The sequence below is a fragment of the Xanthomonas sp. CFBP 8445 genome, assembly GCF_025666235.1.
In the GTDB taxonomy this organism is placed as follows: Bacteria; Pseudomonadota; Gammaproteobacteria; order Xanthomonadales; family Xanthomonadaceae; genus Xanthomonas_A; species Xanthomonas_A indica.
Genome location: NZ_CP102594.1, coordinates 640,866 through 662,102 on the forward strand (window position 1 = coordinate 640,866; position 21,237 = coordinate 662,102).

A 21,237-nucleotide genomic window follows, 5' to 3' on the forward strand; every position below is an offset into this window, starting at 1 on the left:
TGCACCGCCCGATGCCGCTCGACACCAGCCCCGCGCCTGCCTGCGCGACCTGGGGCGCGCAGGCCGATCGACCGCGGCTTACCCCGCGTAGCGCGCCTTCAACATCGCATACGCCGAACGCAGCGCCAGTGCCTCGCCACCCGCTGGGCGGCCGGGGCGGTCGCTGTCGTTCCAGGCGTACACGTCCAGGTGCGCCCAGGCCTGCCGCGCCGGCACGAAACGCTCCAGATACAGGGCGGCGGTGACCGCGCCGGCCATGCGCGAGCCGGCGTTGGCCAGGTCGGCGACCGAGCTGGTCAGGTAGCGCAGGTACGGGCGCCACAGCGGCATGCGCCAGACCGGGTCGCGAGTGCGCTCGCCGGCGGCGATCCAGGCCTGCGCCAGCGTGTCGTCGTTGCTGAACAGCGCCGGCAGGTCCGGACCCAGGGCGATGCGCGCCGCGCCGGTCAAGGTGGCGAAATCCAGGATCGCGTCGGGTCGCTGCTCGCCGGCATAGGCCAGCGCATCGCACAGCACCAGGCGGCCTTCGGCGTCGGTGTTGTCGATCTCCACGCTGGTGCCCTGGCGGGTGGCGATGACCTCGCCGGGGCGGAACGCATTCGGGCCGACGGAGTTTTCCACCGCCGGCAGCAGCACGGTCAGCCGCAGCGGCAGGCGCTGCGCCATCACCAGCCCGGCCAGCGCCAGGGCGTGCGCGGCGCCGCCCATGTCCTTCTTCATGTTGCGCATGCCGTCGGCCGGCTTCAGGTCCAGGCCGCCGGTGTCGAAACATACGCCCTTGCCGACCAAGGCCACGTGCGGATGCGCCTCCTCGCCCCAGCGCAGCACCAGCAGCCGCGGCGCGCGGTGCGAGGCGCGGCCGACCGCGTGGATCGCCGGGAAGTTCTGCGCCAGCAGCGCGTCGCCGACGATGCTCTCGAACTGCGCACCGTGTTCCTGCGCGATCGCGCGCGCGGCGTCTTCCAGTTGCTCCGGCCCCATGTGCTCGGTCGGCGTGTTGACCCAGTCGCGCACGCGCAGGCTGGCGGCGATCAGGTCGCGCACTTCCGCCTGCGGCGTGGCCAGCAACTGCGCCGGCAGCCGCGCCGGTTGCTTGTAGCGGGCGAAGCGGTAGCTGCCCAGGCCCCAGCCCAGGTGCAGCGCCGCCAGCGTGTCGGCGTCCAGCGCCGTCTCCACCCGCCAGGTGCTGCCGGCCGGCAGCGCGTACGGCGCATGCGCATAGGCATACGCATCGCCGCGATCGCCGACGCCCAGCACCGCGGCGGCCACGCCGTCGGCGCCCGGCAGCAGCAGCACGCTGCCCGGTGCGGCCACGAATTGCTGGGCGTCCATCCACGCCGCCCAGGCCGGCGCTTGCGCCGCGCGCCATTCGGCGAGGTGGTCGCGGTCCAGCACGTACAGCGGCAGCGCGTGGGACGAGGCGTCGGTGAAGCCGGTCGGCAGGGACATCAGCGGATCCTTGGAAGAGGGAGGTGGCCGGCGGGCCAGCGCGCGCAGGTCATGCGCGCGCGACCGCCGGCTGGGTCGCGTCCAGCCAGTCGGCCAGGCCGGTGAGGGTGTCGAAATGCAGGTCGGGTGGCGTCGGCGGATGCCAGGCCTGCGCATCGCGGTTGATCCAGCAGCCGCGCAGGCCGGCCTGCATCGCGCCGACCACGTCGATCTCGATGTGGTCGCCTACGTGCAGCACCTGCGCGCAGGGCAGGCCCAGGCGCGCGCAGGCGGCGCGGAAGATGCCCGGGTCCGGCTTGGCCGCGCCGTGCTCGCGGGCGCTGAGCTGGAAGGCGAAATGCTGGTCCAGGCCGATCGTGGCCAGGTCGGCGTTGCCGTTGCTCAGCGCCACCACCGGCACGCGCGCGGCGATGCGCTCCAGCGCGGCGATGCTGTCCGGATAGCACTCCACCTGGTTGCGCGCGGCATGGAGCACCGCATAGGCCGGTTCCAGCAGGGCGGCGTCGGCGCCGCTCTCGTGCAGCGCGCGGCGCAGCGTCAAGCGGCGCAGTTCGCTGAGGTCGTGATGCAGGTGCGGATGCGCGGCGAACACGTCTTCGCGCAGCTGCCGCATCGCCGCGACCGGGAAGCGTGCGGCGGTGGCCGGGCTGTGCTGCAGCAGCCAGTCGTGCAGCACCTGCTCGATGCGCGCGCCGATCGGCGCGAACGGCCACAGCGTGTCGTCCAGATCCAGCGTGATCGCGCGGACGGGGAAGGAGGGCATGGAAGTCACCGGCGCATTTTACGCCAAGCGCCACCGCCGTCGCGGGCAGCATCCGATAGACAGCACGCCGAGGCGCTTCCGACGCCCGATCCCGAATCCCCGCCTCACTCCAGCAGCCGTGCCCAGCGCTGCATGCCCTCCACCCGCGCCAGCACCATCTTGATGCACACCAGCAGCGGCACCGCCAGCAGCAGGCCGATCATGCCCCACAGCCAGCCGAACAGCATCAGCGCCAGGATCAGCATCAGCGGCGAGATCGCCATGCGCCGGCCGAGCACGATCGGCGTCACTACCTGGCCCTCAAGCGTGTGCAGGGCCAGGTACAGGATCGCCGGCAGCGCCGCGCTCAGCGGGTCGCGGAAGGCGACGAACCCCATCAGCAGCATCAGCACCGCGCCGATCAGCGGCCCCACGTACGGCGCGAAGTTCAGCAGCGCCACCACCGTGCCCCACAGCAACGCTTCCTGCGGCGGGATCTTCAGCAGGATCAGGATGCCGGCGAAGATCAGGCCGACCAGCGTGTTGATCACGGTGATGGTCAGGACGTAGCGCGAGACCTCGCGTTCGATCGAGCGCAGGATCTCGGTGGTGAATTTCTGTTGCTGGCGGTTGGGCAGCAAGGCGATCGCATGGCGCTGCAGGTTCTCGCCGAACACCATGAAGAAGAACGTCAGCAGCACCACCGCCAGCACCGAGGCGGCCAGCCGCGGGGTCCGCACCAGCGCCTTGTACGGGTCGTCCATCTGCGTGCGGATCACCTGCACGCGGCGCCCGCTCTCGCCGCCGGCGGCGCGGGCGAAGTTCTCCGCGGCCTGGTTGGCCTGCTGCATCGGCTTGGTCAGATCGCGCACCTGGGTGGCGAGGTGGCGCAGTTGCGCCGGCGCCTGCTGCGCCCACTCGGCAGCGGGGCCGGCCAACTGCACGGTCAAGGTCGTCGCCACCGCCATGCCCGACAGCAGCACCAGCAGCGCGGCCAGGAAGCGTGGCAGGTACAGCCGTTGCAACACTCGCAGGATCGGGTTGCCGACCAGGGCGAAGAAGGCCGAGAGCAGGATCGGCAGGATCACGTCCTGTGCCGCCCACAGCGTGTAGCAGACCGCCAGCGTCGCCAGCACCACCAGCGAGACCGGTCCGCGCGGGCGCGGCGCGGGCGGCGGCGGCAGGGCGTCATGCGGCGCGTCGTCGGCGACGGCCGCGGGATCGGAAACTGTACTCATCGGACCTGCGAGACGGTGGCCGCGGCGCGCGCCGCAGCGCATGCGCCGGACGGCGTCGAAAAGGAAGCGAAGTGTAGGCCGATCGTGGCCGGGGCGGTATCAAGACCGCGTGGCCGCCGCGTGCTCGCGGCGTTGCGCCCGCGGTCGCCTGGCACTGCGTTCAATCCGGCGGCGCCGCAATGGAACCGGATGTGCGGCGCCATCGTAGGAGCGGCTTCAGCCGCGACGGGCTTTACCGGGAACGCCCATCGCGGCTGAAGCCGCTCCTACACTGCGCTCCGTGTGCTTGCCGGGGGCGACCTAGCGCTCGGACAGGTCGGTCGCCGCTTCCGCCGCGGCCGGGTGCCCGGGACGCGAGGCCATCGGCGGCCAGGGGCGCGGGCCGGCAGCAGGGGCAGCGGCGGGCTGCGCTGCGGGCGGAGTGCTGGCGTCCTCGGCCGCGTCCTGCGCGGTATCCGCCGCCTCCTCGGCATTGTCGGAGGCGCGCTCGGCGTTGTCCGAGGCGCTCTTGGCGGTGGTGGCGTTGATCAGGCTGGAGACCGCGCTGAGCATCTGCAGCCAGCGTGCGCCGCCGAGCTTGCCGACCACGGCCGCCGGTTCGGCGCGTCCGACCAGGAAGCCGGTGCCGAGGCCAACGATCACGATCCGCCACGGCGTCCAGCCTTCGCGCCAGACCTGCTGCAGGGTCGTCCAGTGCGTGCGCACCTGCTCCTGGCGCCCTTCCAGCACCGATTCGGCGCGGGCGATGCGGTGCTGCAATTGCCGCAGGGTCATGGCGTGGCCTCGCGCTTGGCGACGTCTTCGTCGCTGTCCTCGTCATCGCCACCGATGCCCAGCTTGGCCAGCTGGCGGCGGGTGGCGTCGAGCTTGCTCATGTCGAAGTAGCGCAACGCCTGCCAGGCACCGAGCGCGGTGACCACCAGGCTGAAGGCGGCCGTCGCCGAGATCGACGCCAGCCACGACCAGCCCATGCGCTGCAGCAAGGCGATCATCGCGCCCATCAGCAGCATCCAGGCCGAGGCGCCGAACGCCACCGACACGGTCAGCCATACCAGGGCCCGCGCCAACGCGGCGCGAGCCAGGGCCAGATCCGCGGCCACCAGCTTGCGCAGCGCGCGGCCGGTGTCCAGGGTGGCGGTGAGTCCTTCGCGGCCGGCGGTGCCGAGCGCGCGGAAGGATTCCTCCAGCGACGGTGCGGCCGCGGCGTCCGCCGCGGCACCGTCGGCGCGGGCCTGCTCCTCGCTCACGTGCGGCTTACTTGTCGCCGCCGCTGCGCGCCAGCTTGGCGATGATCCAGCCCGTGGCGAAGGCCACGCCGAACGACGCCAGCGGACGCTCGCGGATCAGTTCGGCAGCGCTGTCGATCAGGTCGCGGCCCTTGTCCAGCAGCACGTCCACCTGCTCCTTCGCCGCCGCGCCGCCGAACTCGGCCGCGGCCAAGCCGGACAGGGCGCTGTCGGACAGCTCGGCCTTGACGTTGGCCTTGCCCAGCTTCAGTTCTTCACCGGCGGCACCGGCAGCGCCCTTGATCGCATCACCGGCGTAGCTGGCCGCGGACTTCAGGTGCGCGCCGGCCTCGCTCAGGTTGTCCTTGAGGTTTTCGGTATTGGTCGGGCTGGCATTCATGGGCATGTCTCCTCTGGGGTTTGGGGGCCTGCCGTCCGCCGATGCGGACGCTGCGCAGAACGGGGCGACACCAATACCATCGGCGGGGTGTACGGGGTGTTAGCTCGTCGCCGCGGGCGATGCGCCATAGTGTCGGCGCTCTGCCGGCGAATGGCCAAGAGCGGCCAGCAAAACGACTCGCAGCCACCGTCGGCGCGGACGTGCTCGGAACCGGCAGGCACCACGCGTGCACGGCGGTTACTTCGCGCCGGCCGCACCCCAACTGGCGGCGGCTCGCGACGTCTTGTCAGCCATCCCAAAAGCCCTGGAGGACCTGTCATGCACGCATACGGCAACCGGAGCGGCCACGCCGGAGTGGTCGCCTACGACAGCGGTCCGGACTGGATCGTGCTGCGCTTCGCCGATGGCGCCACCTACCGTTACGACCGCCATCATCCCGGCCTGCTCCACGTGCTGGAGATGCAGCGCCTGGCCGCGGCCGGGCGCGGCCTCACCACCTATCTCAACCAGCACGTGCGCGACGACTACGCCGCGCGCCTGGACTGAGGGCGTCGCCTCACTGCATGACCAGGTCGGCCTGCGCGCCGCCGCGCACCACGCGCAGCACCAACTGCGCCGGCTTGCGCGCGAAGTTGGCGCGGTAGCTGGCCAGGTCGGCGAACTCGCCGACCGAGGCGGCCACCACGATGTCGCCGCCGGCCAGGCCGTTGCGCGCCGCGCGGCTGCCGCGCGCCACGTTGCCGATCAGTACGCCGGAGATGCCGGACTGGCGCAGCGATTCGGGCAGGTCGGTGAAGGTGGCGCCGCTCAGCCGCGGGTCCAGCGACTCGCCGCTGACCGCGCGCGGCTGTTCCTTGAGCGCGACCTTGAGCTGCAGCGGCTTGCCGTCGCGGCGCACGTCCAAGGTCACCGTGCTGCCCACCGGCTGCAGGCCCTCGTAGTTGTGCAGCGCCTCGGCGCTGTCCAGGCGCTCGCCGTTGGCGCCGACGACCACGTCGCCCGGCTGCAGCCCGGCGGCCGCGGCCGACGAGCCGGCCAGCACCCGCGTCACCAGCGCCCCGCGCGGCGCCGACAGGCCCAGGCCCTGCGCCATCTGCGTGGTCAGGTTCTGCGTCTCGATGCCGAAGGTGCCGCGGATCATCACCCCGTTGTTCTTGATCAACTGGTCGACCACCGCGCGCGCCAGGTTCGACGGGATCGCCAGGCCCAGGCCGATGTTGCCGGCCATGCTGCCCTGCGGATTGAAGCTGGCGGTGTTGATGCCGACCAGTTCGCCGCGCAGGTCCACCAGCGCGCCGCCGGAGTTGCCCGGGTTGATGGAGGCGTCGGTCTGGATGAAGTTCTGGTAGCCCAGGCCGCGGATGCCGTTGCGGCCCATCGCCGAGACGATGCCGGAGGTGACGGTCTGGGTGAAGCCGAACGGGTTGCCGATGGCGGCGACGAAATCGCCCACGCGCAGCTTGTCGCTGTCGCCCAGGCGGATCTCGGTGAGGTTGTCGGCCTTGATCCGGATCAGCGCGATGTCGGTGTCCGCGTCCGAGCCCATGAACTCGGCCTTGAAGCTGCGCCCGTCGGCCAGGGTCACCTGCACGTCGTCGGCGTTCTCCACCACGTGGTGGTTGGTGAGCACGTAGCCGTTCTTGGCATCGATGATCACGCCCGAGCCCAGCGACTCGTTGATGCGCTCCTGCGGAATGTCCGGGAACAGGCGGCGCAGGATCGGGTCGTTGAAGAACGGATTGCGTACCCGTACCACCTGCTTGGTGTTGATGCTCACCACCGCCGGCATCACCTTCTGCAGCATCGGCGCCAGCGACGGCAGCGGCTCGCCGGCCACCGAGGACGGCAGCCGCGCGGCGCCGGACAGCGGCGGTGCCGCCGCCACCGGCGCGGCCTCGGCGCGGTTGTCCAGTTGCGCGTTGATCGCGGTGGCGGCGAAACCGCCGAAGGCAGCGGCGGCGGTCAGGGTCAGCAGCGTAGGCAGCGGTCGCATGGGTGGTTTTCCGGGGACGCGGGAGACGTGGGGCAGATGGGCGCGCGTGCGCGTAAATCAAGATGAACGCGCGGCGTTTAACCGCCAGTGAAAGCGCGCCGAATGCCGCTTGCGCAAGGCCGTGTACGCGCCCCGTGCGCGCCGCATCTCGATGGCGTGCAATGGGCGTGCGGCGCCGTTGACAGTCGGCCTGCCCGGGGTTAGCGTTCACGCGTGCCGCAGCCACAACATGTAGCGGTAGCGCATCGGTGCGGCACTAGACATAGGGTTTTCTTCACCAGGAATTTACATCCAGGGGCGCGCTCGGCGGTGCATGACGGGACGGTGACAGGAAACGTCGCGGATTCGGGGAATGTCGAACGGTCGAGGGCAGGCGCCGCGTGCGCTGCCGCGGCCGTCTCTGCCGTGCAGCGCAAGTGCGATATAGACAAGACACACGGCGGGTGACCACCCATCCGCCCCATCGGGACAGGTTCGAGGAGAACACAGCAGAATGAGTACGGTGCGCCTGGAAGTCGTCCAGACCGGATCCAAGCACGACCCCATCCCGATGCAGCCGGCGTCGCAGGACATCTGGGACAAGAAGTATCGGCTCAAGACCAAGCAGGGCGAGCCGCTGGATGCCGACATCGACGGCACCTACCTGCGCGTGGCGCGGGCGCTGGCCGATGCCGAATCCACCGACGAGTTGCGCGCCTACTGGTTCGAGCGCTTCGCCTGGGCGCTGCGCCGCGGCGCGATCCCGGCCGGGCGCATCACCTCCAATGCCGGCGCGCAGGAACACAAGCCGGCCACCAGCACGATCAACTGCACCGTGTCGGGCACCATCACCGACTCGATGGACGGCATCCTGGAGAAGGTCCACGAGGCCGGGCTGACCCTCAAGGCCGGCTGTGGCATCGGCTACGAGTTCAGCACGCTGCGCCCGCGCGGCGCGTTCGTGGCCGGCGCCGGCGCCTACACCTCCGGGCCGATGTCGTTCATGGATATCTTCGACAAGATGTGCTTCACCGTGTCCTCGGCCGGCGGCCGCCGCGGCGCGCAGATGGGCACCTTCGACGTATCCCATCCGGACGTGAAGGACTTCATCCGCGCCAAGCGCGAGGACGGGCGCCTGCGCCAGTTCAACCTGTCGCTGCTGATCACCGACGGCTTCATGCAGGCGGTGGAGCAGGACGCCGACTGGCCGCTGGTGTTCCCGGTGAACCGCAAGGAAGAGGCCGACATCGACCTGGCCGACGCCAGCGCCGTGGTGTGGCGCGACTGGCCCACGCACCAGGACTACATCGTGCGCGACGACGGCCTGGTCGCGTGCAAGGTGTACGGGCACATCCGCGCCCGCCACCTGTGGGACATGATCATGGTCTCCACCTACGACTACGCCGAGCCGGGCTTCATCCTGATCGACCGCGTCAACGAAATGAACAACAACTGGTGGTGCGAGAACATCCGCGCGACCAATCCTTGCGTGACCGCCGATACCTGGGTGCAGACCGCCGAGGGGCCGCGTCAGGTCGCCGATCTGCTGGGAACGCAGTTCCTGGCGCGGGTCGATGGCGGCGACCATGCCACCGGTGCGGAGGGTTTCTTCAAGACCGCGCACAAGCAGGTGGTACGACTGCAGACGCAGGAGGGTTACGCGCTGCGCCTGACCGCAGACCACCGCGTGCGGCGCGTGGTGCGCCAGACCCGTTGGTCGCTGGACACCCAATGGTGCCAGGCGGACCAACTGGTCGCAGGCGACCGGGTGCTGCTCAACAATCATCGTGCCGGTGCGGAGTGGTGCGGCGCGCGCAGCTATGAGGAAGGTTTCCTGCTCGGCATGCTGGTGGGCGACGGTACGCTCAAGCAGGAGGCCGCCGTGTTGTCTGTCTGGTCGCAAGCCGCCGCCGTCAATGCGGCGCCGCTGGCACCGGTGGCGCTGATGGACGAAGCCCTGCGCTGCGCGCGCAGCCTGCCGCACCGTGCCGACTTCGCCGGCTGGAGCGAGGTGCGCGAGCGTGGCGAGTACCGCCTGAAGTCGGCCGCGTTGCGCGATCTGGCCCTGGAGCTGGGCCTGCGTCCGGGCGACAAGGCGATCACGCCGGCCGTCGAGAAGACCTCCAGCGACTTCCATCGCGGCTTCCTGCGCGGCTTGTTCGACACCGACGGCTCGGTGCAGGGCAGCCAGGAGAAGGGCGTCAGCGTGCGCCTGGCACAGTCCGACCTGGCACGGCTGGAGGCAGCGCAGCGCATGCTGTTGCGGCTGGGCATCGCCTCGCAGATCTACCGCGACCGGCGGCCCGCCGGCACGGCATTGCTCCCCGACGGGCACGGCGGCACGCGTGCCTATCCCACCAAGGCGCAGCACGAACTGGTCGTCAGCGGCGACAACCTCGACGCCTTCGCCCAGCGGGTGGGCTTTGCCGACACCGCCAAGGCCAACCGCCTCAAGGCGATGCTGTCCGGCTACCGTCGCCAGTTGAACCGCGAGCGCTTCGTGGCGACCGTGCAGTCGGTGGCCGCCGATGGCATCGAAGACGTCTACGACGTTCAGGTCCCCGGCATCAACACCTTCGACGGCAACGGTCTGCACGCCCACAATTGCGGCGAGCAGCCGTTGCCGCCCTACGGCGCCTGCCTGCTCGGCTCGATCAACCTCACCACCTTCGTGCGCGAGCCGTTCACCGAGCGCGCCCGCTTCGACTGGGAGGAATACAAGGACGTGGTGCGGGTGTTCACCCGCATGCTCGACAACGTGGTCGAGGTCAACGGCCTGCCGCTGCAGCAGCAGCGCGACGAGATCATGCGCAAGCGCCGCCACGGCATGGGCTTCCTCGGCCTGGGGTCGACCATGACCATGCTGCGGATGAAGTACGGCAGCGCCGAGTCCTGCGAGTTCACCGAGGCCATCGCCCGCGAGATGGCCGTGGCCGGCTGGGAGACCGCGCTGTCGCTGGCCAAGGAAAAGGGCCCGGCGCCGATCATGCAGGAGACCTTCGAGGTCACCGCGGCGATGCTGCGGCAGCGCCCGGAGATGGCCCGCGACGGCTGGCGCGTCGGTGAGCGCATCGAGGGCCGGCTGCTGCACGCCAAGTACAGCCGCTACATGCAGCGCATCGCGGAGGTGGCGCCGGCGCTGGTCGAGGAGCTGGCCGAGGTGGGCGCGCGATTCACCCACCACAGCTCCATCGCCCCCACCGGCACCATTTCGCTGAGCCTGGCCAACAACGCCTCCAACGGCATCGAGCCGAGCTTCGCCCATCACTACAGCCGCAACGTGATCCGCGAAGGCAAGAAGAGCAAGGAGAAGGTGGACGTGTTCTCCTTCGAGCTGCTGGCCTATCGCCACCTGGTCAACGCCAAGGCGATGCCGTTCGCCGAGGACACCGCCGCGCGCCTGCCGGATTACTTCATCGCCGCCGACGACATCCACCCCAAGGAACACGTGGACGTGCAGGCCGCCGCGCAGAAGTGGGTGGACAGCTCCATCTCCAAGACCGCCAACGTCCCCACCGACTATCCCTACGAGCAGTTCAAGGACATCTACCGCTACGCCCACCAGCAGGGGCTGAAGGGCTGCACCACGTTCCGCTTCAACCCGGCCGCCTTCCAGGGCGTGCTGGTCAAGGAGGCGGACCTGGAGAACACCACCTACCGCTTCGAGCTGGAAGACGGCAGCGTGGTCGAGGTCAAGGGCAACGAACAGATCGAATACGACGGCGAGATGCATACCGCCGCCAACCTGTTCGATGCGCTGAAAGAAGGGTATTACGGCAAGTTCTGATGCCGTCCCGTCTCCTCTCCGCGCCGGCGGAGGGGAGGGCGGCGGTGGGAGCCCGGGAGCGCGGCGCGCCGCGCTTCCCCAACGCTTCCCCACCGTCCGCCGCCTGTCGCCGTTTCCGGCTCCCCGCTTCGCTGCAATCGGTATAGCATCGCCCGCGTTACATAAACACTGACACCCTGAGGAGGGTTTTATGAGCACTGGGAATGGAGTCACGGCGACGCTGACGCAGGTCGCCGAGAACGTGAAAGAAACCGCCACCAACGTGGGCGAGACCATCGCCGCCACCGCCAGCGAGGCCGTCGCCAGCGTCAAGCAGACCGCCGAGAACGTGCAGAAGCGCGTGCAGGACCAGGTCGCCAAGACCCGCAAGGTGGTGAAGCAGGCCGAGAAGGCCGTCGCCAAGCGCGCCGAGAAGGCCGGCAAGGCCGTCAAGAAGACCGTCGCCAGCGCGCGCAAGAAGCTGGAAGCGGCCAAGGCCAGCGCCCAGGCCGAAGCGGCCTCGCTGAGCAAGGGCGGCAAGAAGACCGCCAAGAAGGCGGCTGCGAAGAAGGCGCCGGCGAAGAAGGCCGCCGCCAAGAAGACGGTCGCGAAGAAGGCCGTCGCCAAGAAGGCCCTGGCCAAGAAAGTGACCGCCAAGAAGGCCGCGCCGAAGAAGGCGGTCAAGAAGGTCGCCGCCAAGAAGGCCGTGACCAAGAAGTCGGTGGTCGCCAAGAAGAGCGCGGTGAAGAAGAGCGTGGGCGCGCGCAAGGCCGTGGCCAAGAAGGCCGTGGGCAAGGCCGCCAAGGCGGTCAAGAAGAGCACCGCCAAGGTCGCCAAGAAGAGCGCCGCGGTGAAGAAGACCGCCGTGCGCAAGGCCGCCGGCAAGAAGGCCGCGGCCACCCGCGCCAAGAAGTAAGCCGTCCCGTCGCACCCTCTCTCCCGCACGCGGGAGAGAGGCCGGGCCCACGCCCGTCCCGATCCGCATTCCAGGAACGCACGCCTCATGGCCATCAAGATCGACCAGAAAATCAAGGGCTACGCCGTCGTCACCCCCGAGGACAAGGCGCGCGACGCCGCCGCCGCGGTGCCCGCCTCGTCGATCGACCGTGCCACCGCCGAGGCCGAAGCGCCGGCCGACAACATCATCCACATGCACGAGCGCATCGAGCGCCCGGACGTGCTGATCGGCAGCACCTACAAGATCAAGTCGCCGTTGGTGGAACACGCCATGTACGTGACCCTCAACGACATCGTGCTCAATGCCGGCACCGAACACGAACTGCGCCGCCCGTTCGAGATCTTCGTCAACTCCAAGTCCATGGAACACTTCCAGTGGATCGTGGCGTTGACCCGCATCATGTCCGCCGTGTTCCGCAAGGGCGGCGACGTCACCTTCCTGGTCGACGAAATGAAGGCGGTGTTCGACCCCAAGGGCGGCTACTTCAAGGCCGGCGGCGTGTACATGCCGTCGCTGGTCGCCGAACTGGGCAGCATCGTCGAAGAACACATGAAGTCGATCGGCCTGCTGCACGACCCGGAGATGAGCGACCACCAGCGCGCGCTGATCGCCGAGAAGCGCAAGCAGTACGAAGAACGCTCAAAAAAAAACAGTGAAGTGAGCAAGGCGGTGCCTTCTCCTGTGGGAGAAGGCGCCCGCAGGGCGGATGAGGGTACGGTGTCCGCCCACTCCACCGCCGACCACGAAGAGGACATCGCCGTCACCGGCGACGGCGCGAGTTTCCCGCCGTCGGCCACGATGTGCCACAAGTGCAATACCAAGGCGCTCGTCATCATGGACGGGTGTGCGACTTGTTTGAATTGTGGGTATAGCAAGTGCGGGTGAGTGATTAATAATGACTCTCATTGACGTTGAGGTTCTCGCGGAGCGCGTAAGGAGTATTGCAGCTAAGTCTTTTATTGAAGAGGCTGTGCGTTGTTATAAAGTTGGCGCCTATCGATCATGCATCGTCGCAACATGGATAGCACTTATTTATGATTTTGTGGATAAGTTTAGGGAGCTGGCTTTGGCTGGCGACGCATCTGCTGTTCAATTGGTTGCTGAGTTCGATCAAATTCAAGCGAAAAGAGACACTGCTGGCGCATTAAAGTTCGAACGCGATGTGTTGGATCTGGCCAAATCAAGTTACGAGCTTATATCCGAGCAGGAATGCGTTGATCTTCGGCGCCTCTTTGAAGATAGGAATCGCTTCGGTCACCCTAACCTGAATCAAGATTTGGACGTTCTAGACGCATCTGCAGAAGTCGCTAGAGCTCATCTTCGCAATGCAGTTGAGCACGTGCTGGAAAGGCCGCCAGTGCAAGGCAAATCAGCTCTGGCTTCAATTCGCGCGACTGTGGACTCCGAGTATTTTCCCAGGAAGACTCAAGACGCGGTTGTTGCTTTAAGTGCAACACCCTTGATTCGGGCAAAAAAAACTGTAGTGAGGGATTTTTTCTTGGGCTGTCTGACTTCTCTTTTAAGGGAGAAGTTGAATGCAGACCAGTTCGAAAGAAGGCTTGCAGCGGCGTTTGCTTGCCGCCAGCTTCATGGGGTAGTGGTAGATTCTGTTGTTAATGAAAAAGTATCGTCAATTTTTGATCAGGTTGATGACAGACAGCTTGGCTATCTTATACTCGTCATTTCAAAGGAGCCTCATCTGCTTTCAAAAGTAAGTGCAGGCGTTAGAATTAAGCTTAAGGAGTTTGTAAAAAGAATTGGCGAAGCTGATTTAGGAATTTTAAATTTTGCCTCTGATATAAATTTTCTGTTTGAAGAGGTGAATGAGAGGTTGAGTCGTGTAACGCCGAGTCAGCTTCGAGAGTTCGTTCAGAAGGTTGCTAGAGCTCCATCTCGCCCGGTAATAAGTCGGGCTGTTGAAATGCTTTTGACATCAGGAAGTTGGGACTCATCTAATGCCATTTGCTCGGCTATATCTGAAAGAATGATTGATCTTCTTTCCCGGGATGATGCTAATAAGATTTTAGCTGCTATCGAAAATCCAGAGGTTAAGTGGAGCTTCAATTATCCGCATCTCGTTAAAAATATTATCGAGAAAGGCTTGCTGGGGAAGGCCGAGGTTTTGAGAGCTGCTGAAACGAACGAGGCGCGCCCAGTTTTAAATATGTTGGAGTGATTGTGGTCTGAATCAGTTAGTAGTCAGTTCTGAGTAAAATGCGTTCAATGCCGCATCTGTCGCTGAGTGGATAATGCGCGAATTTAAAGTAAAAATTTTATTCATAAAAAGCCAGTGCGCGCCTCTGGCCTAAGGAGATCGCGGCCATGGATGCCACCACGCCACCGCTGACGTTCGCGCTGCTGGAGCAGAAAATACAAGCTATGCCGGAAGGGCCGGTGTCTGCGTTGTCGACGCCGCGCTGGATGCGGATGCTCAATGCGGTGGGATGGGTGGGTTCAATGCTCGCGCTGCTGCCTTCGCTGCTGTTGGTCTGGATAGCGCCGCAGCACTGGATGGTGACGCTGTCGCAGGTCGGGCTGGCGCTCACCGTTACCTTTGTGCCTTATTTCCTACGCACGGTCGGGTTGCTTATCTACGAATTCTCCAATGCGCGCCGGCAGTGGATCTTGCAGCACGATCATGATGTCGGCGAACTGCGTCAGTTAGCTCAGTGGTTGCTGATCTATCCACGCGAAGTGCTGGAAGACCAATTGCGTTACGCGAAGATGGCGCAGGAACGTCTAGTTGCCAAGCTCGGTCTGTTCGTCGGCGGTATGGATAAGCTGGGTTTGCTACCTCTGTGCTTGTCGCTGCTCGTCGTTTTGCGCAACTGGCGCGATCTGCTTGCCTTGCCTGCATGGTTATCAATTCTGGCGATGTTCGCGGCGATTCTATGGATGGTGAGTTGGCTTGGCGCTAATTTCCGTCTGCGTCTGCACCTTTACGAAAGCGTGCTCGCCGCTGCGCTCGCCAATGCTGCCGCTGCCAAGGCGGACGTGCCGACTGAGATGGCGTCGCCCATCTCGCCGGCGGGGCACGCCGCGCATCGCATCACCAGCCTCGACGCCCTCGAAGCCCTGTACGGCCAACCCGCCGAGCGCGCAGTGCGCAAGCAAATCGATCATCTGAACGCCGACTACCAGGCGTTCGTGCACGCGTCGCCGTTCGTGGTGCTGGCTTCGGCCGGTGCCGAGGGCCTGGACTGCTCACCCCGCGGCGACGCGCCGGGATTCGTGCAGGTGCTGGATGCGCGCACGCTGGCGTTTCCGGATCGGCCGGGCAACAACCGCATCGATACGCTGCGCAATCTGCTGCAGGATCCGCGCCTGTCGCTGTTGTTCCTGATTCCCGGCATCGGCGAAACCTTGCGCGTGAACGGCCATGCCGAGATCCGCGTCGATCCGGACCTGTTGGCGCGGTTTGCGGTCGGCGAGCGCTTGCCGCGCAGCGTGATCGTGGTGCACATCGAGGCGGTGTACTTCCACTGCGCCAGGGCGATCGTGCGCTCGCAGCTATGGGATCCGGCGCGGCACCTGCCGCGCGATCGTCTGCCCAGTCCCGGCACCATGCTCGCGCACCTGACCGACGACGCGTTCGACGCCGACGCCTATGACCGGGAATTGCCGCAGCGTACGCGCGATACGCTGTACTAGCACGTCTGGGTGAACGGGCGAGGCGTGCGCGGCGCCTTGTCCAGGGTGATCTGCGTGTCGTCCGGTGATGCGGCCACCGGTCCCGGGTCAGCCGCCTCTGCTACGGTGCGCCGCTGGCAGACGTCGGTGTCGCTCGACTCGCAGGGCGCCTGCCAGTCGGTGACTGCGGCCGCGTTGCCTGAACGGTCCGCCATCGGCGGCGCCAGCATGTTGGCTGGAGCCGCGCCGCGGCTGTTCGACGCGGTCGCTGCCGTAGACAGCTCGCTTCCTGAACACGCGGGTGCTTTCGCCGCTGTACATCACGCTTTACAGTCGAACGACAAGGACGTGTCGCCCGCTGGATAGCGCGGGGAACGCCCGGGGTTCCCCGTTGCTCGATCAGGTCGGTCACGGCTCGGCGCCGTGCGCGGCCCGAGCCGCGTGGGCCGCAACGCTTTCGGGGGAGAAGCGGGATGGCGTCGAGCGAGGGTGCATCGGAATCTCATCCGTTGTTCGAGCTGTTGTCGGGTGAGATCAGCGACCGCGAACTGCGCCGTTGCCTGCGCGTGGTGCGCCAGCACTTGGACATGGATGTGGCGTTCCTGTCGCGCTTCCGCGCGACCGATCGCGTGCTCGACCACGTGGACGGTCCGCCCGGTTGCCCGATCCACGAAGGCCAGATCCTGCCGTTGGCCGACGGCTACTGCATGGGCGTGGTGCGAGGCGATCTGCCGCAGCTCATTCCGGATACCTCGCTGGTGCCGGCCGCGCAATGCATCCCGGCGACCTTTTCGATCCCGATCGGCGCGCACATGAGCGTGCCGATCCAGGTCGGCGGACGGGTGTACGGCACGCTGTGCTGTTTCAGCTTCCTGCCCAGGCACGGCCTGGGCGAACGCGACATCGGCATGCTGCGCGCATTCGCCGAGATTCTCGCCCTGCGCCTGCATGAAGTGGAGGCGCACAAGCTGGAGCGGCAGGCGATGATCGACGAGATCGACGGCGCCTTGGCGGCGGGCGCGCCGCGCATCGTGTTCCAGCCATTGTTCGCGCTGGACGGTATGCGCCTGCATGGGTTCGAGTGCCTGTCGCGTTTCGACATCGCCCCGCAGCGTGGCCCCGACAAGTGGTTCCAGCAGGCCGAGCTGGCCGGCGTCGGCATCCGCCTGGAACTGCACGTGGTGGCCAAGACACTGGCCTATCTGCGGCGGTTTCCCCCGACGTTCCGGCTCAATCTCAATCTGTCACCGGAGCTGCTGACGTCCGAGGCGCTGGCGGTGCTGCTCGGGGACGACATCGACGTCGCGCGCCTGACCCTGGAGATCACCGAGCACGCCATCGTGCGCAACTACCTGGAACTGGCCGATGCGCTGGCGCCGCTGCGCGCGCGCGGCGCACGCCTGGCGGTGGACGACGCCGGCGCCGGCTACGCCAGCATGCGCCACATCCTGCGGCTGCAGCCGGACGTGATCAAGCTCGACATGAGCATCACCCACTGCATCGACAGCGACCGCACGTGCCGCGCGCTGGCCAAGGGGCTGACCAACTTCGCGCACGAGATCGGCTCGCACGTGGTGGCCGAGGGCGTGGAGACGGCCGAGGAACTGGAGACCCTGCGCGCGCTCGACGTCGATTTCGTGCAGGGCTATTTCCTGTCGCGGCCGCTGCCTGAGCAGGAAGCGCTGGCCTTGGCGCAGGCCGAAGGGGCGTGAGCGGGCGCCGCGTGCCGGCGCGTCACTGGCCTGCGGCGACCGTTTACTACGGCACCGCTCGGCCCAGGTCATCCAGATAGTGCTGGCCGCCGCGACCGTGGCGGCGCCGACGGTGTCGAGCAGGGGCGGGATGCTGTCGTCGATGGCAGGCGCGCCTGCGGCCCGCCGATGTCGATCCGCACCAGCCGGGCGCCATCAGCAGCAAGGTCCGGGCGCTGTCGCGCCGGCGGGCGGCGAAGCTGCGCATCGGCATGTTCAGCGCCGCCTTGCCGCTGCGGTAGAACGCGTACCAGCCGTTGCGGTGGTTGGCGTCCTGGCGCAGCGGCGCCAGGACGTTCGCATCGGCATCCGCCGCCACGTCGTGGTCCAGGCCGCTGTCCCAGGCGCGGCCGCCGTGCACAGGCCGTCGCTGCGCGGGTGCGACATCGGCACTGGTCCGCCGCCGCGGCGATGGCGCACACTTGCCGGCTCTGATCGAAGGCAGGAACACACGATGGTACGGCGATACGGATGGAGCGCGATGCTGGTGTGGCTGGTGGCGTTCGGCGCGGCGGCAGCCGGCCCCACGCCCGGCGAATACAGCACCAAGGAAGGCTGGGGCAGCATGCGGGTCACCGAGAAGGGCGGGGTGCGCCAGTTCGACCTGTTGTCGGTCGGCGCCAATGGCCATACCTGCTCGCTGTCGGGCACGCTGCAGGGCGACAAGGCCGAGGTGAACGACGCCGGCGACGTGCCCTGCAAGCTCGCCTTCAAGCCGGTGCCGGGCGGGTTCGACGTGGCCGCATTGACCCAGGAAAGCTGCCGCGACTACTGCGGCATGCGCGCCAGTTTCGAAGGCGACTACCTGCAGCTCCCGGCTGGCTGCACTGCCGCGGCCAGCAGCCGGCGGCGCGAGGCCTATCTGCAGGACTACCGCGGCAAGCGCTATGACAAGGCGCTGGCCGGCATGCTGGCGTTCGAAGGCGAGTGCGGCGGCTTCCTCAACTGGCTCGATCGCGACCGCTTCGCCAACGACCGTGCCATCACCCTGCTGCGCCTGGGTCGGCCGCAGGAGTGCCTGGCGGTGCTGGACGGCACCATGGCCGGTCGCAGCCACGACGAAGCCTCGTTCCAGGCGGAACTGGAAAAGCAGAGCACCATGCTGCCGCCCACCGACTGGGACGCCTACCTGCCTATCGCCAAGTCCACCTGGTTCAATCGCAAGCTGTGCGAGGCGGCCAAGGACTGAGCAGGCGCCTGCGCCAGGCGCATGGCAGGACGCGCTGCGAGGGCGCCGCCTGCGTGCGGCGCCGTGCAGCAGGGCCGGCGCGAGAGGCGATGCGATGGCGCTGCTGCGCCTGCGATCGACGGCGGCGCGCGTGTGCAAAGGCCGCCGATGCGATCGCGCCCGCCCGCGATGCGTCGCTGGCGATAAGACTTGTGGCGGCGCCGGTTGCCGTCGCCGCGGGCGACTGCGCATACTTCCGGCGACCGATGGCGCGTTGGACGCCTTGGAGCAAGGATGATCGATCGACTGCGACGCCTGTTGTCCCGCACCCCGCCCCGCGGGGCCGATGCCGCCCCCGATGCCGCAGGCTCGGAGGCCGCACCCGACGCGCAACCGGGCCGCGCACTGCAGCAGTTGTTGCTGCAGGTGCTGCAGCGCGAGGGCCATGCGGCGACTTTGCACGAGGACGGCGTCGTACTCGGCAATGGGCTGCACCTGCTCACCGAACTGGTGGACCTGGCCGAGCTGCGTAGCGGCGTGCGCACGGCCAGCTGCATCCGCGTGCATCACCGCAGCCTGTTCCCCGAGGGGATCGTCGAGTTCCAGCATTCCATCGGCGAGGACACCGAGGCGAGTCTGGCCTCGGGCTTCACCACCTGGGCGCGCACCGATCTGGTGGCGCTGTCGGAGGCGGTGAGCGCTCCCGCCGAGGCCCGCTGCATGACCTTGCAGATGGAGTTTCCTGCCGAGGCCGGGGCGCAGGCCTCGGTGCGGCGCACGGTGGTGCTGGGGCCGGTGGCGCATATGAACGGCGATGCGGCCCGGGCCGCGGCGGGCGACGACACCGAACACGCGTTCTGCCCGTGCTGCCTGTTCACCAACAGCCTGGATGCCTTGATGCCGCTGCTGCAGCGGGATCAGCGCATGCTCGGGATCCGCCTGTTCGCCTCGCGCGATGCCGACGGCGAGGTCGCGGCCGATTGCCGGGTCAACGGCGAGGACTTTCCCGACGGCGTGGCCTGCCTGCGCCGCTACGCCGAGACCTGGCCGGCGCTGGGTGCCTTGGAGTTCCGCAAGCAATACGCGGTGGTGCGCCTGCCGGAGCCGGTGGTGCCGGACGCCATGCACTGACGCGCCAGTGGGCGTTGCCCGGGCGCGCGCCCGTTCTTGTGTCGCCCTGGTCTAGGCCGCAGCCGCGTCCGCCGGCGCGGCAGGCAGTGCCGAGGCCACGATGCCGTGCAACTGCGCGGCCAGCGCCTTGCGGTCGCTGCCCGGTGCGACCGCAATCGGTGCGTGGAAGGTCACCCTGACCACCGCACCGGACAGGCGCAGGAAGTGCGCGACGTGCGCGCCGGCCTGCATCTCGCCATAGAAGGCATACGCATCGCGATCGCCGCCCTGGGCCAGCGGCTGCCCGTCGACGCTGCGCACCTCCAGCGTGAACGGCTGCAGCGTCCAGTGCCGCGCGCCGGGGTCGGCACTGAGGAACAGCGAGAACAGGCTGGACTTGAACGGCGCCACCCGTTCGCCGGAGGAAGTGGTGCCTTCGGCGAACAGCACCACGTCGTGATCCGGGCGCAGTTGCGCGGCGACCGCGGCCGCCACGGCGGCGGCATCCTGGCGGCGCCGGCTGATGAATACGGTCTGCGCCAGCGCGCCGATGTGGCGCATGCCCGGCCAGCGCTCCATGTCGTTCTTGGCGATGAAGCGTGCGCGCAGCAGGCTGCCCAGCACCACGATGTCGAAGTGGGAGATGTGGTTGCCGACGAACAGCGTGCCGCCCGCGTCGCGCGGCACGCCCACCACCTCGACGCGGATGCCCAGGGCGCGCCGCAGGCAGCCGAACCACAGCCGCGGCAGCACGAACGCGCCGCGGCCGCGGGTAAGGCGCATCAACAGCCACTGCGGCGGGATCAGCAGCACGCTGGCGACCAGGCAGATGGCCACGCGAACGACGGTACGCAGGCGGCCGACAAGGGGGGCTGCGGCGGGGCGGGGCGAAGCGGCGTCGGGCATGGGCGGTGGCGGCTGGGGAGACGGTCGGCGCGCGCGCTGGCGTGGCCGCGGCGATGGTAGCCGAGGCCTGCGTCTTCGGCATCACGCCGCCGCCTTGTCCATGGCGTGTCGCGTGAGCGCGTCAGGCGTCACGCCGTTTCCGCCTTCCCGATGCCGATGCCGATGCCGTGCTTGGCTCACGTCGTGCCTTCGCAGGTGTTTCAGGCCCATGCCGCACCGGGGAACTGCATCTTCCGCAGATCAGCCATCGCCCGATGGGCGTGGCGGTGACGCTTGCGCATTGTGGCAGCGTCCGCCACGGCGCCGTTCGCCGTGGAGACCATCCCGACCACTTCCAAGGAACACGTCCATGCATCGTCCGATTTCCTATGCCCTGCTCGCCGCGCTGCTGGCGTCCACCCAGGCGCAGGCGCAAAAGGCGCCGCCCGCCTGCAGTGCGCTGCCGACCTACGTGCGCGATGCCGCACGCGACATGGCGTACTGCATCACCATGGCCAACCCGATCGCCGCCTGCGGTTCCACCCAGGTGGACGTGCAGGTGTTCGGCAACGCCGAAGGGCGCCTGCCGAAAGCCGGCAAGGGACAGACCTACTACGAAGGCAAGGCGCGGCGCGATCCGGGCGGCGCGGCCGGCACCTATCGCCTGGTGTTCCTGGCCACCGACGGCAAGGCCAAGTCGACGATCGCGCAGCGCTACTACTCGGCCGACCACTACACCACGTTCTGCGCGGTGCAGTGAGGGGGTTCGGCTGGCGCCGTCCACCTCTGGTCGGTGCCAGCCGATGCGATGCGCCAGCGCGGTGCGTGAGCATCAGGAGCGTCGCGTCGGGCAGGCGGCAGCTGTGGTGCTTCCGCCCCACGGATGCGTGACACCGAGGGGCGCTGTCGTTCGTGGCGGCTGAAACAGGTCTCTAAACAGCA

General features: G+C 67.7%; 19 protein-coding genes and 1 other RNA gene. 11 read left to right on the top strand and 9 right to left on the bottom strand.

Features of this window, described 5'->3' with window-relative positions; genetic code table 11:
* Positions 1-78 precede the first annotated feature (78 nt).
* The 6 genes from NUG21_RS02850 to NUG21_RS02875 all read right to left on the bottom strand — a co-directional run bounded on the left by NUG21_RS02850 (position 79) and on the right by NUG21_RS02875 (position 5,055).
* On the bottom strand, positions 79-1,449 hold the full coding sequence (locus NUG21_RS02850) for a leucyl aminopeptidase family protein (protein WP_242084776.1): 1,371 nt from the start codon (positions 1,447-1,449) through the stop codon (positions 79-81).
* 49 nt (positions 1,450-1,498) lie between these two features.
* Positions 1,499-2,212 (bottom strand): HAD family hydrolase, encoded by a 714-nt coding sequence (locus tag NUG21_RS02855; protein WP_263392222.1) that lies wholly within the window; start codon positions 2,210-2,212, stop codon positions 1,499-1,501.
* A gap of 104 nt (positions 2,213-2,316) precedes the next feature.
* The gene (locus tag NUG21_RS02860; protein ID WP_263392223.1) at positions 2,317-3,429 is read right to left on the bottom strand and encodes an AI-2E family transporter; all 1,113 of its coding nucleotides are present in this window, start codon (positions 3,427-3,429) and stop codon (positions 2,317-2,319) included.
* Positions 3,430-3,729: 300 nt separating this feature from the next.
* A complete protein-coding gene (locus NUG21_RS02865) occupies positions 3,730-4,203 on the bottom strand; it encodes a hypothetical protein (RefSeq protein ID WP_160945669.1) in 474 nt (157 codons plus the stop codon).
* On the bottom strand, positions 4,200-4,676 hold the full coding sequence (locus NUG21_RS02870; RefSeq protein ID WP_160945668.1) for a phage holin family protein: 477 nt from the start codon (positions 4,674-4,676) through the stop codon (positions 4,200-4,202). The genes NUG21_RS02865 and NUG21_RS02870 overlap by 4 nt, the downstream gene beginning before the upstream one ends.
* Before the next feature lie 7 nt (positions 4,677-4,683).
* Positions 4,684-5,055, bottom strand: a complete 372-nt coding sequence (locus NUG21_RS02875; protein WP_010340149.1) for a hypothetical protein — start codon at positions 5,053-5,055, stop codon at positions 4,684-4,686.
* A 215-nt stretch (positions 5,056-5,270) separates the two neighbouring features.
* On the opposite strand from NUG21_RS02875, the gene NUG21_RS02880 reads away from it, so the two are divergent.
* Together NUG21_RS02880 and NUG21_RS02885 are read left to right on the top strand one after the other, a co-directional pair.
* Positions 5,271-5,347, top strand: a non-coding RNA gene (locus NUG21_RS02880) — sX9 sRNA.
* 26 nt (positions 5,348-5,373) lie between these two features.
* Positions 5,374-5,601: a hypothetical protein gene (locus NUG21_RS02885; protein WP_160945667.1), complete on the top strand. Its 228-nt coding sequence runs from the start codon at positions 5,374-5,376 to the stop codon at positions 5,599-5,601.
* Positions 5,602-5,611: 10 nt separating this feature from the next.
* On the opposite strand, the gene NUG21_RS02890 is transcribed toward NUG21_RS02885, so the two are convergent.
* On the bottom strand, positions 5,612-7,048 hold the full coding sequence (locus NUG21_RS02890; RefSeq protein ID WP_160945666.1) for a Do family serine endopeptidase: 1,437 nt from the start codon (positions 7,046-7,048) through the stop codon (positions 5,612-5,614).
* Positions 7,049-7,541: 493 nt separating this feature from the next.
* Between NUG21_RS02890 and NUG21_RS02895 the strand changes: the two genes are divergently transcribed.
* The 6 genes from NUG21_RS02895 (at position 7,542) to NUG21_RS02920 (ending at position 17,093) form a co-directional block, all read left to right on the top strand.
* Positions 7,542-10,814, top strand: a complete 3,273-nt coding sequence (locus tag NUG21_RS02895) for a ribonucleotide reductase barrel domain-containing protein (protein ID WP_263392224.1) — start codon at positions 7,542-7,544, stop codon at positions 10,812-10,814.
* A 190-nt stretch (positions 10,815-11,004) separates the two neighbouring features.
* Complete coding sequence (locus NUG21_RS02900) at positions 11,005-11,709, top strand: hypothetical protein (protein ID WP_019796310.1); 705 nt, start codon at positions 11,005-11,007, stop codon at positions 11,707-11,709.
* Between the two features lie 87 nt (positions 11,710-11,796).
* A complete protein-coding gene (locus tag NUG21_RS02905) occupies positions 11,797-12,636 on the top strand; it encodes a TSCPD domain-containing protein (protein ID WP_263392225.1) in 840 nt (279 codons plus the stop codon).
* A gap of 10 nt (positions 12,637-12,646) precedes the next feature.
* The gene (locus NUG21_RS02910) at positions 12,647-13,927 is read left to right on the top strand and encodes a hypothetical protein (protein ID WP_263392226.1); all 1,281 of its coding nucleotides are present in this window, start codon (positions 12,647-12,649) and stop codon (positions 13,925-13,927) included.
* A 146-nt stretch (positions 13,928-14,073) separates the two neighbouring features.
* Positions 14,074-15,402, top strand: a complete 1,329-nt coding sequence (locus NUG21_RS02915) for a pyridoxamine 5'-phosphate oxidase family protein (RefSeq protein ID WP_263392227.1) — start codon at positions 14,074-14,076, stop codon at positions 15,400-15,402.
* A gap of 488 nt (positions 15,403-15,890) precedes the next feature.
* Positions 15,891-17,093: a sensor domain-containing phosphodiesterase gene (locus tag NUG21_RS02920; protein ID WP_263392228.1), complete on the top strand. Its 1,203-nt coding sequence runs from the start codon at positions 15,891-15,893 to the stop codon at positions 17,091-17,093.
* A gap of 46 nt (positions 17,094-17,139) precedes the next feature.
* On the opposite strand, the gene NUG21_RS02925 is transcribed toward NUG21_RS02920, so the two are convergent.
* The gene (locus NUG21_RS02925) at positions 17,140-17,451 is read right to left on the bottom strand and encodes a hypothetical protein (protein ID WP_263392229.1); all 312 of its coding nucleotides are present in this window, start codon (positions 17,449-17,451) and stop codon (positions 17,140-17,142) included.
* 135 nt (positions 17,452-17,586) lie between these two features.
* On the opposite strand from NUG21_RS02925, the gene NUG21_RS02930 reads away from it, so the two are divergent.
* Complete coding sequence (locus NUG21_RS02930; protein WP_242084797.1) at positions 17,587-18,321, top strand: hypothetical protein; 735 nt, start codon at positions 17,587-17,589, stop codon at positions 18,319-18,321.
* A 273-nt stretch (positions 18,322-18,594) separates the two neighbouring features.
* A complete protein-coding gene (locus NUG21_RS02935) occupies positions 18,595-19,431 on the top strand; it encodes a DUF6348 family protein (protein ID WP_263392230.1) in 837 nt (278 codons plus the stop codon).
* Between the two features lie 51 nt (positions 19,432-19,482).
* Here the strand turns inward: NUG21_RS02935 and NUG21_RS02940 are convergent, their stop codons facing one another.
* On the bottom strand, positions 19,483-20,265 hold the full coding sequence (locus NUG21_RS02940) for a lysophospholipid acyltransferase family protein (RefSeq protein ID WP_317852482.1): 783 nt from the start codon (positions 20,263-20,265) through the stop codon (positions 19,483-19,485).
* 400 nt (positions 20,266-20,665) lie between these two features.
* On the opposite strand from NUG21_RS02940, the gene NUG21_RS02945 reads away from it, so the two are divergent.
* A complete protein-coding gene (locus NUG21_RS02945) occupies positions 20,666-21,055 on the top strand; it encodes a ribonuclease domain-containing protein (protein ID WP_019797684.1) in 390 nt (129 codons plus the stop codon).
* The last annotated feature ends 182 nt before the right edge of the window (positions 21,056-21,237 follow it).

What these genes read in the sequence shown, in the direction of transcription:
- NUG21_RS02850 (WP_242084776.1), bottom strand. Translation starts at nt 1,449, where the DNA reads ATGTCCCTGCCGACCGGCTTCACCGACGCCTCGTCCCACGCGCTGCCG.
- NUG21_RS02855 (WP_263392222.1), bottom strand. Translation starts at nt 2,212, where the DNA reads ATGCCCTCCTTCCCCGTCCGCGCGATCACGCTGGATCTGGACGACACG.
- NUG21_RS02860 (WP_263392223.1), bottom strand. Translation starts at nt 3,429, where the DNA reads ATGAGTACAGTTTCCGATCCCGCGGCCGTCGCCGACGACGCGCCGCAT.
- NUG21_RS02865 (WP_160945669.1), bottom strand. Translation starts at nt 4,203, where the DNA reads ATGACCCTGCGGCAATTGCAGCACCGCATCGCCCGCGCCGAATCGGTG.
- NUG21_RS02875 (WP_010340149.1), bottom strand. Translation starts at nt 5,055, where the DNA reads ATGAATGCCAGCCCGACCAATACCGAAAACCTCAAGGACAACCTGAGC.
- NUG21_RS02885 (WP_160945667.1), top strand. Translation starts at nt 5,374, where the DNA reads ATGCACGCATACGGCAACCGGAGCGGCCACGCCGGAGTGGTCGCCTAC.
- NUG21_RS02890 (WP_160945666.1), bottom strand. Translation starts at nt 7,048, where the DNA reads ATGCGACCGCTGCCTACGCTGCTGACCCTGACCGCCGCCGCTGCCTTC.
- NUG21_RS02895 (WP_263392224.1), top strand. Translation starts at nt 7,542, where the DNA reads ATGAGTACGGTGCGCCTGGAAGTCGTCCAGACCGGATCCAAGCACGAC.
- NUG21_RS02900 (WP_019796310.1), top strand. Translation starts at nt 11,005, where the DNA reads ATGAGCACTGGGAATGGAGTCACGGCGACGCTGACGCAGGTCGCCGAG.
- NUG21_RS02905 (WP_263392225.1), top strand. Translation starts at nt 11,797, where the DNA reads ATGGCCATCAAGATCGACCAGAAAATCAAGGGCTACGCCGTCGTCACC.
- NUG21_RS02910 (WP_263392226.1), top strand. Translation starts at nt 12,647, where the DNA reads ATGACTCTCATTGACGTTGAGGTTCTCGCGGAGCGCGTAAGGAGTATT.
- NUG21_RS02915 (WP_263392227.1), top strand. Translation starts at nt 14,074, where the DNA reads ATGGATGCCACCACGCCACCGCTGACGTTCGCGCTGCTGGAGCAGAAA.
- NUG21_RS02930 (WP_242084797.1), top strand. Translation starts at nt 17,587, where the DNA reads ATGGTACGGCGATACGGATGGAGCGCGATGCTGGTGTGGCTGGTGGCG.
- NUG21_RS02935 (WP_263392230.1), top strand. Translation starts at nt 18,595, where the DNA reads ATGATCGATCGACTGCGACGCCTGTTGTCCCGCACCCCGCCCCGCGGG.
- NUG21_RS02945 (WP_019797684.1), top strand. Translation starts at nt 20,666, where the DNA reads ATGCATCGTCCGATTTCCTATGCCCTGCTCGCCGCGCTGCTGGCGTCC.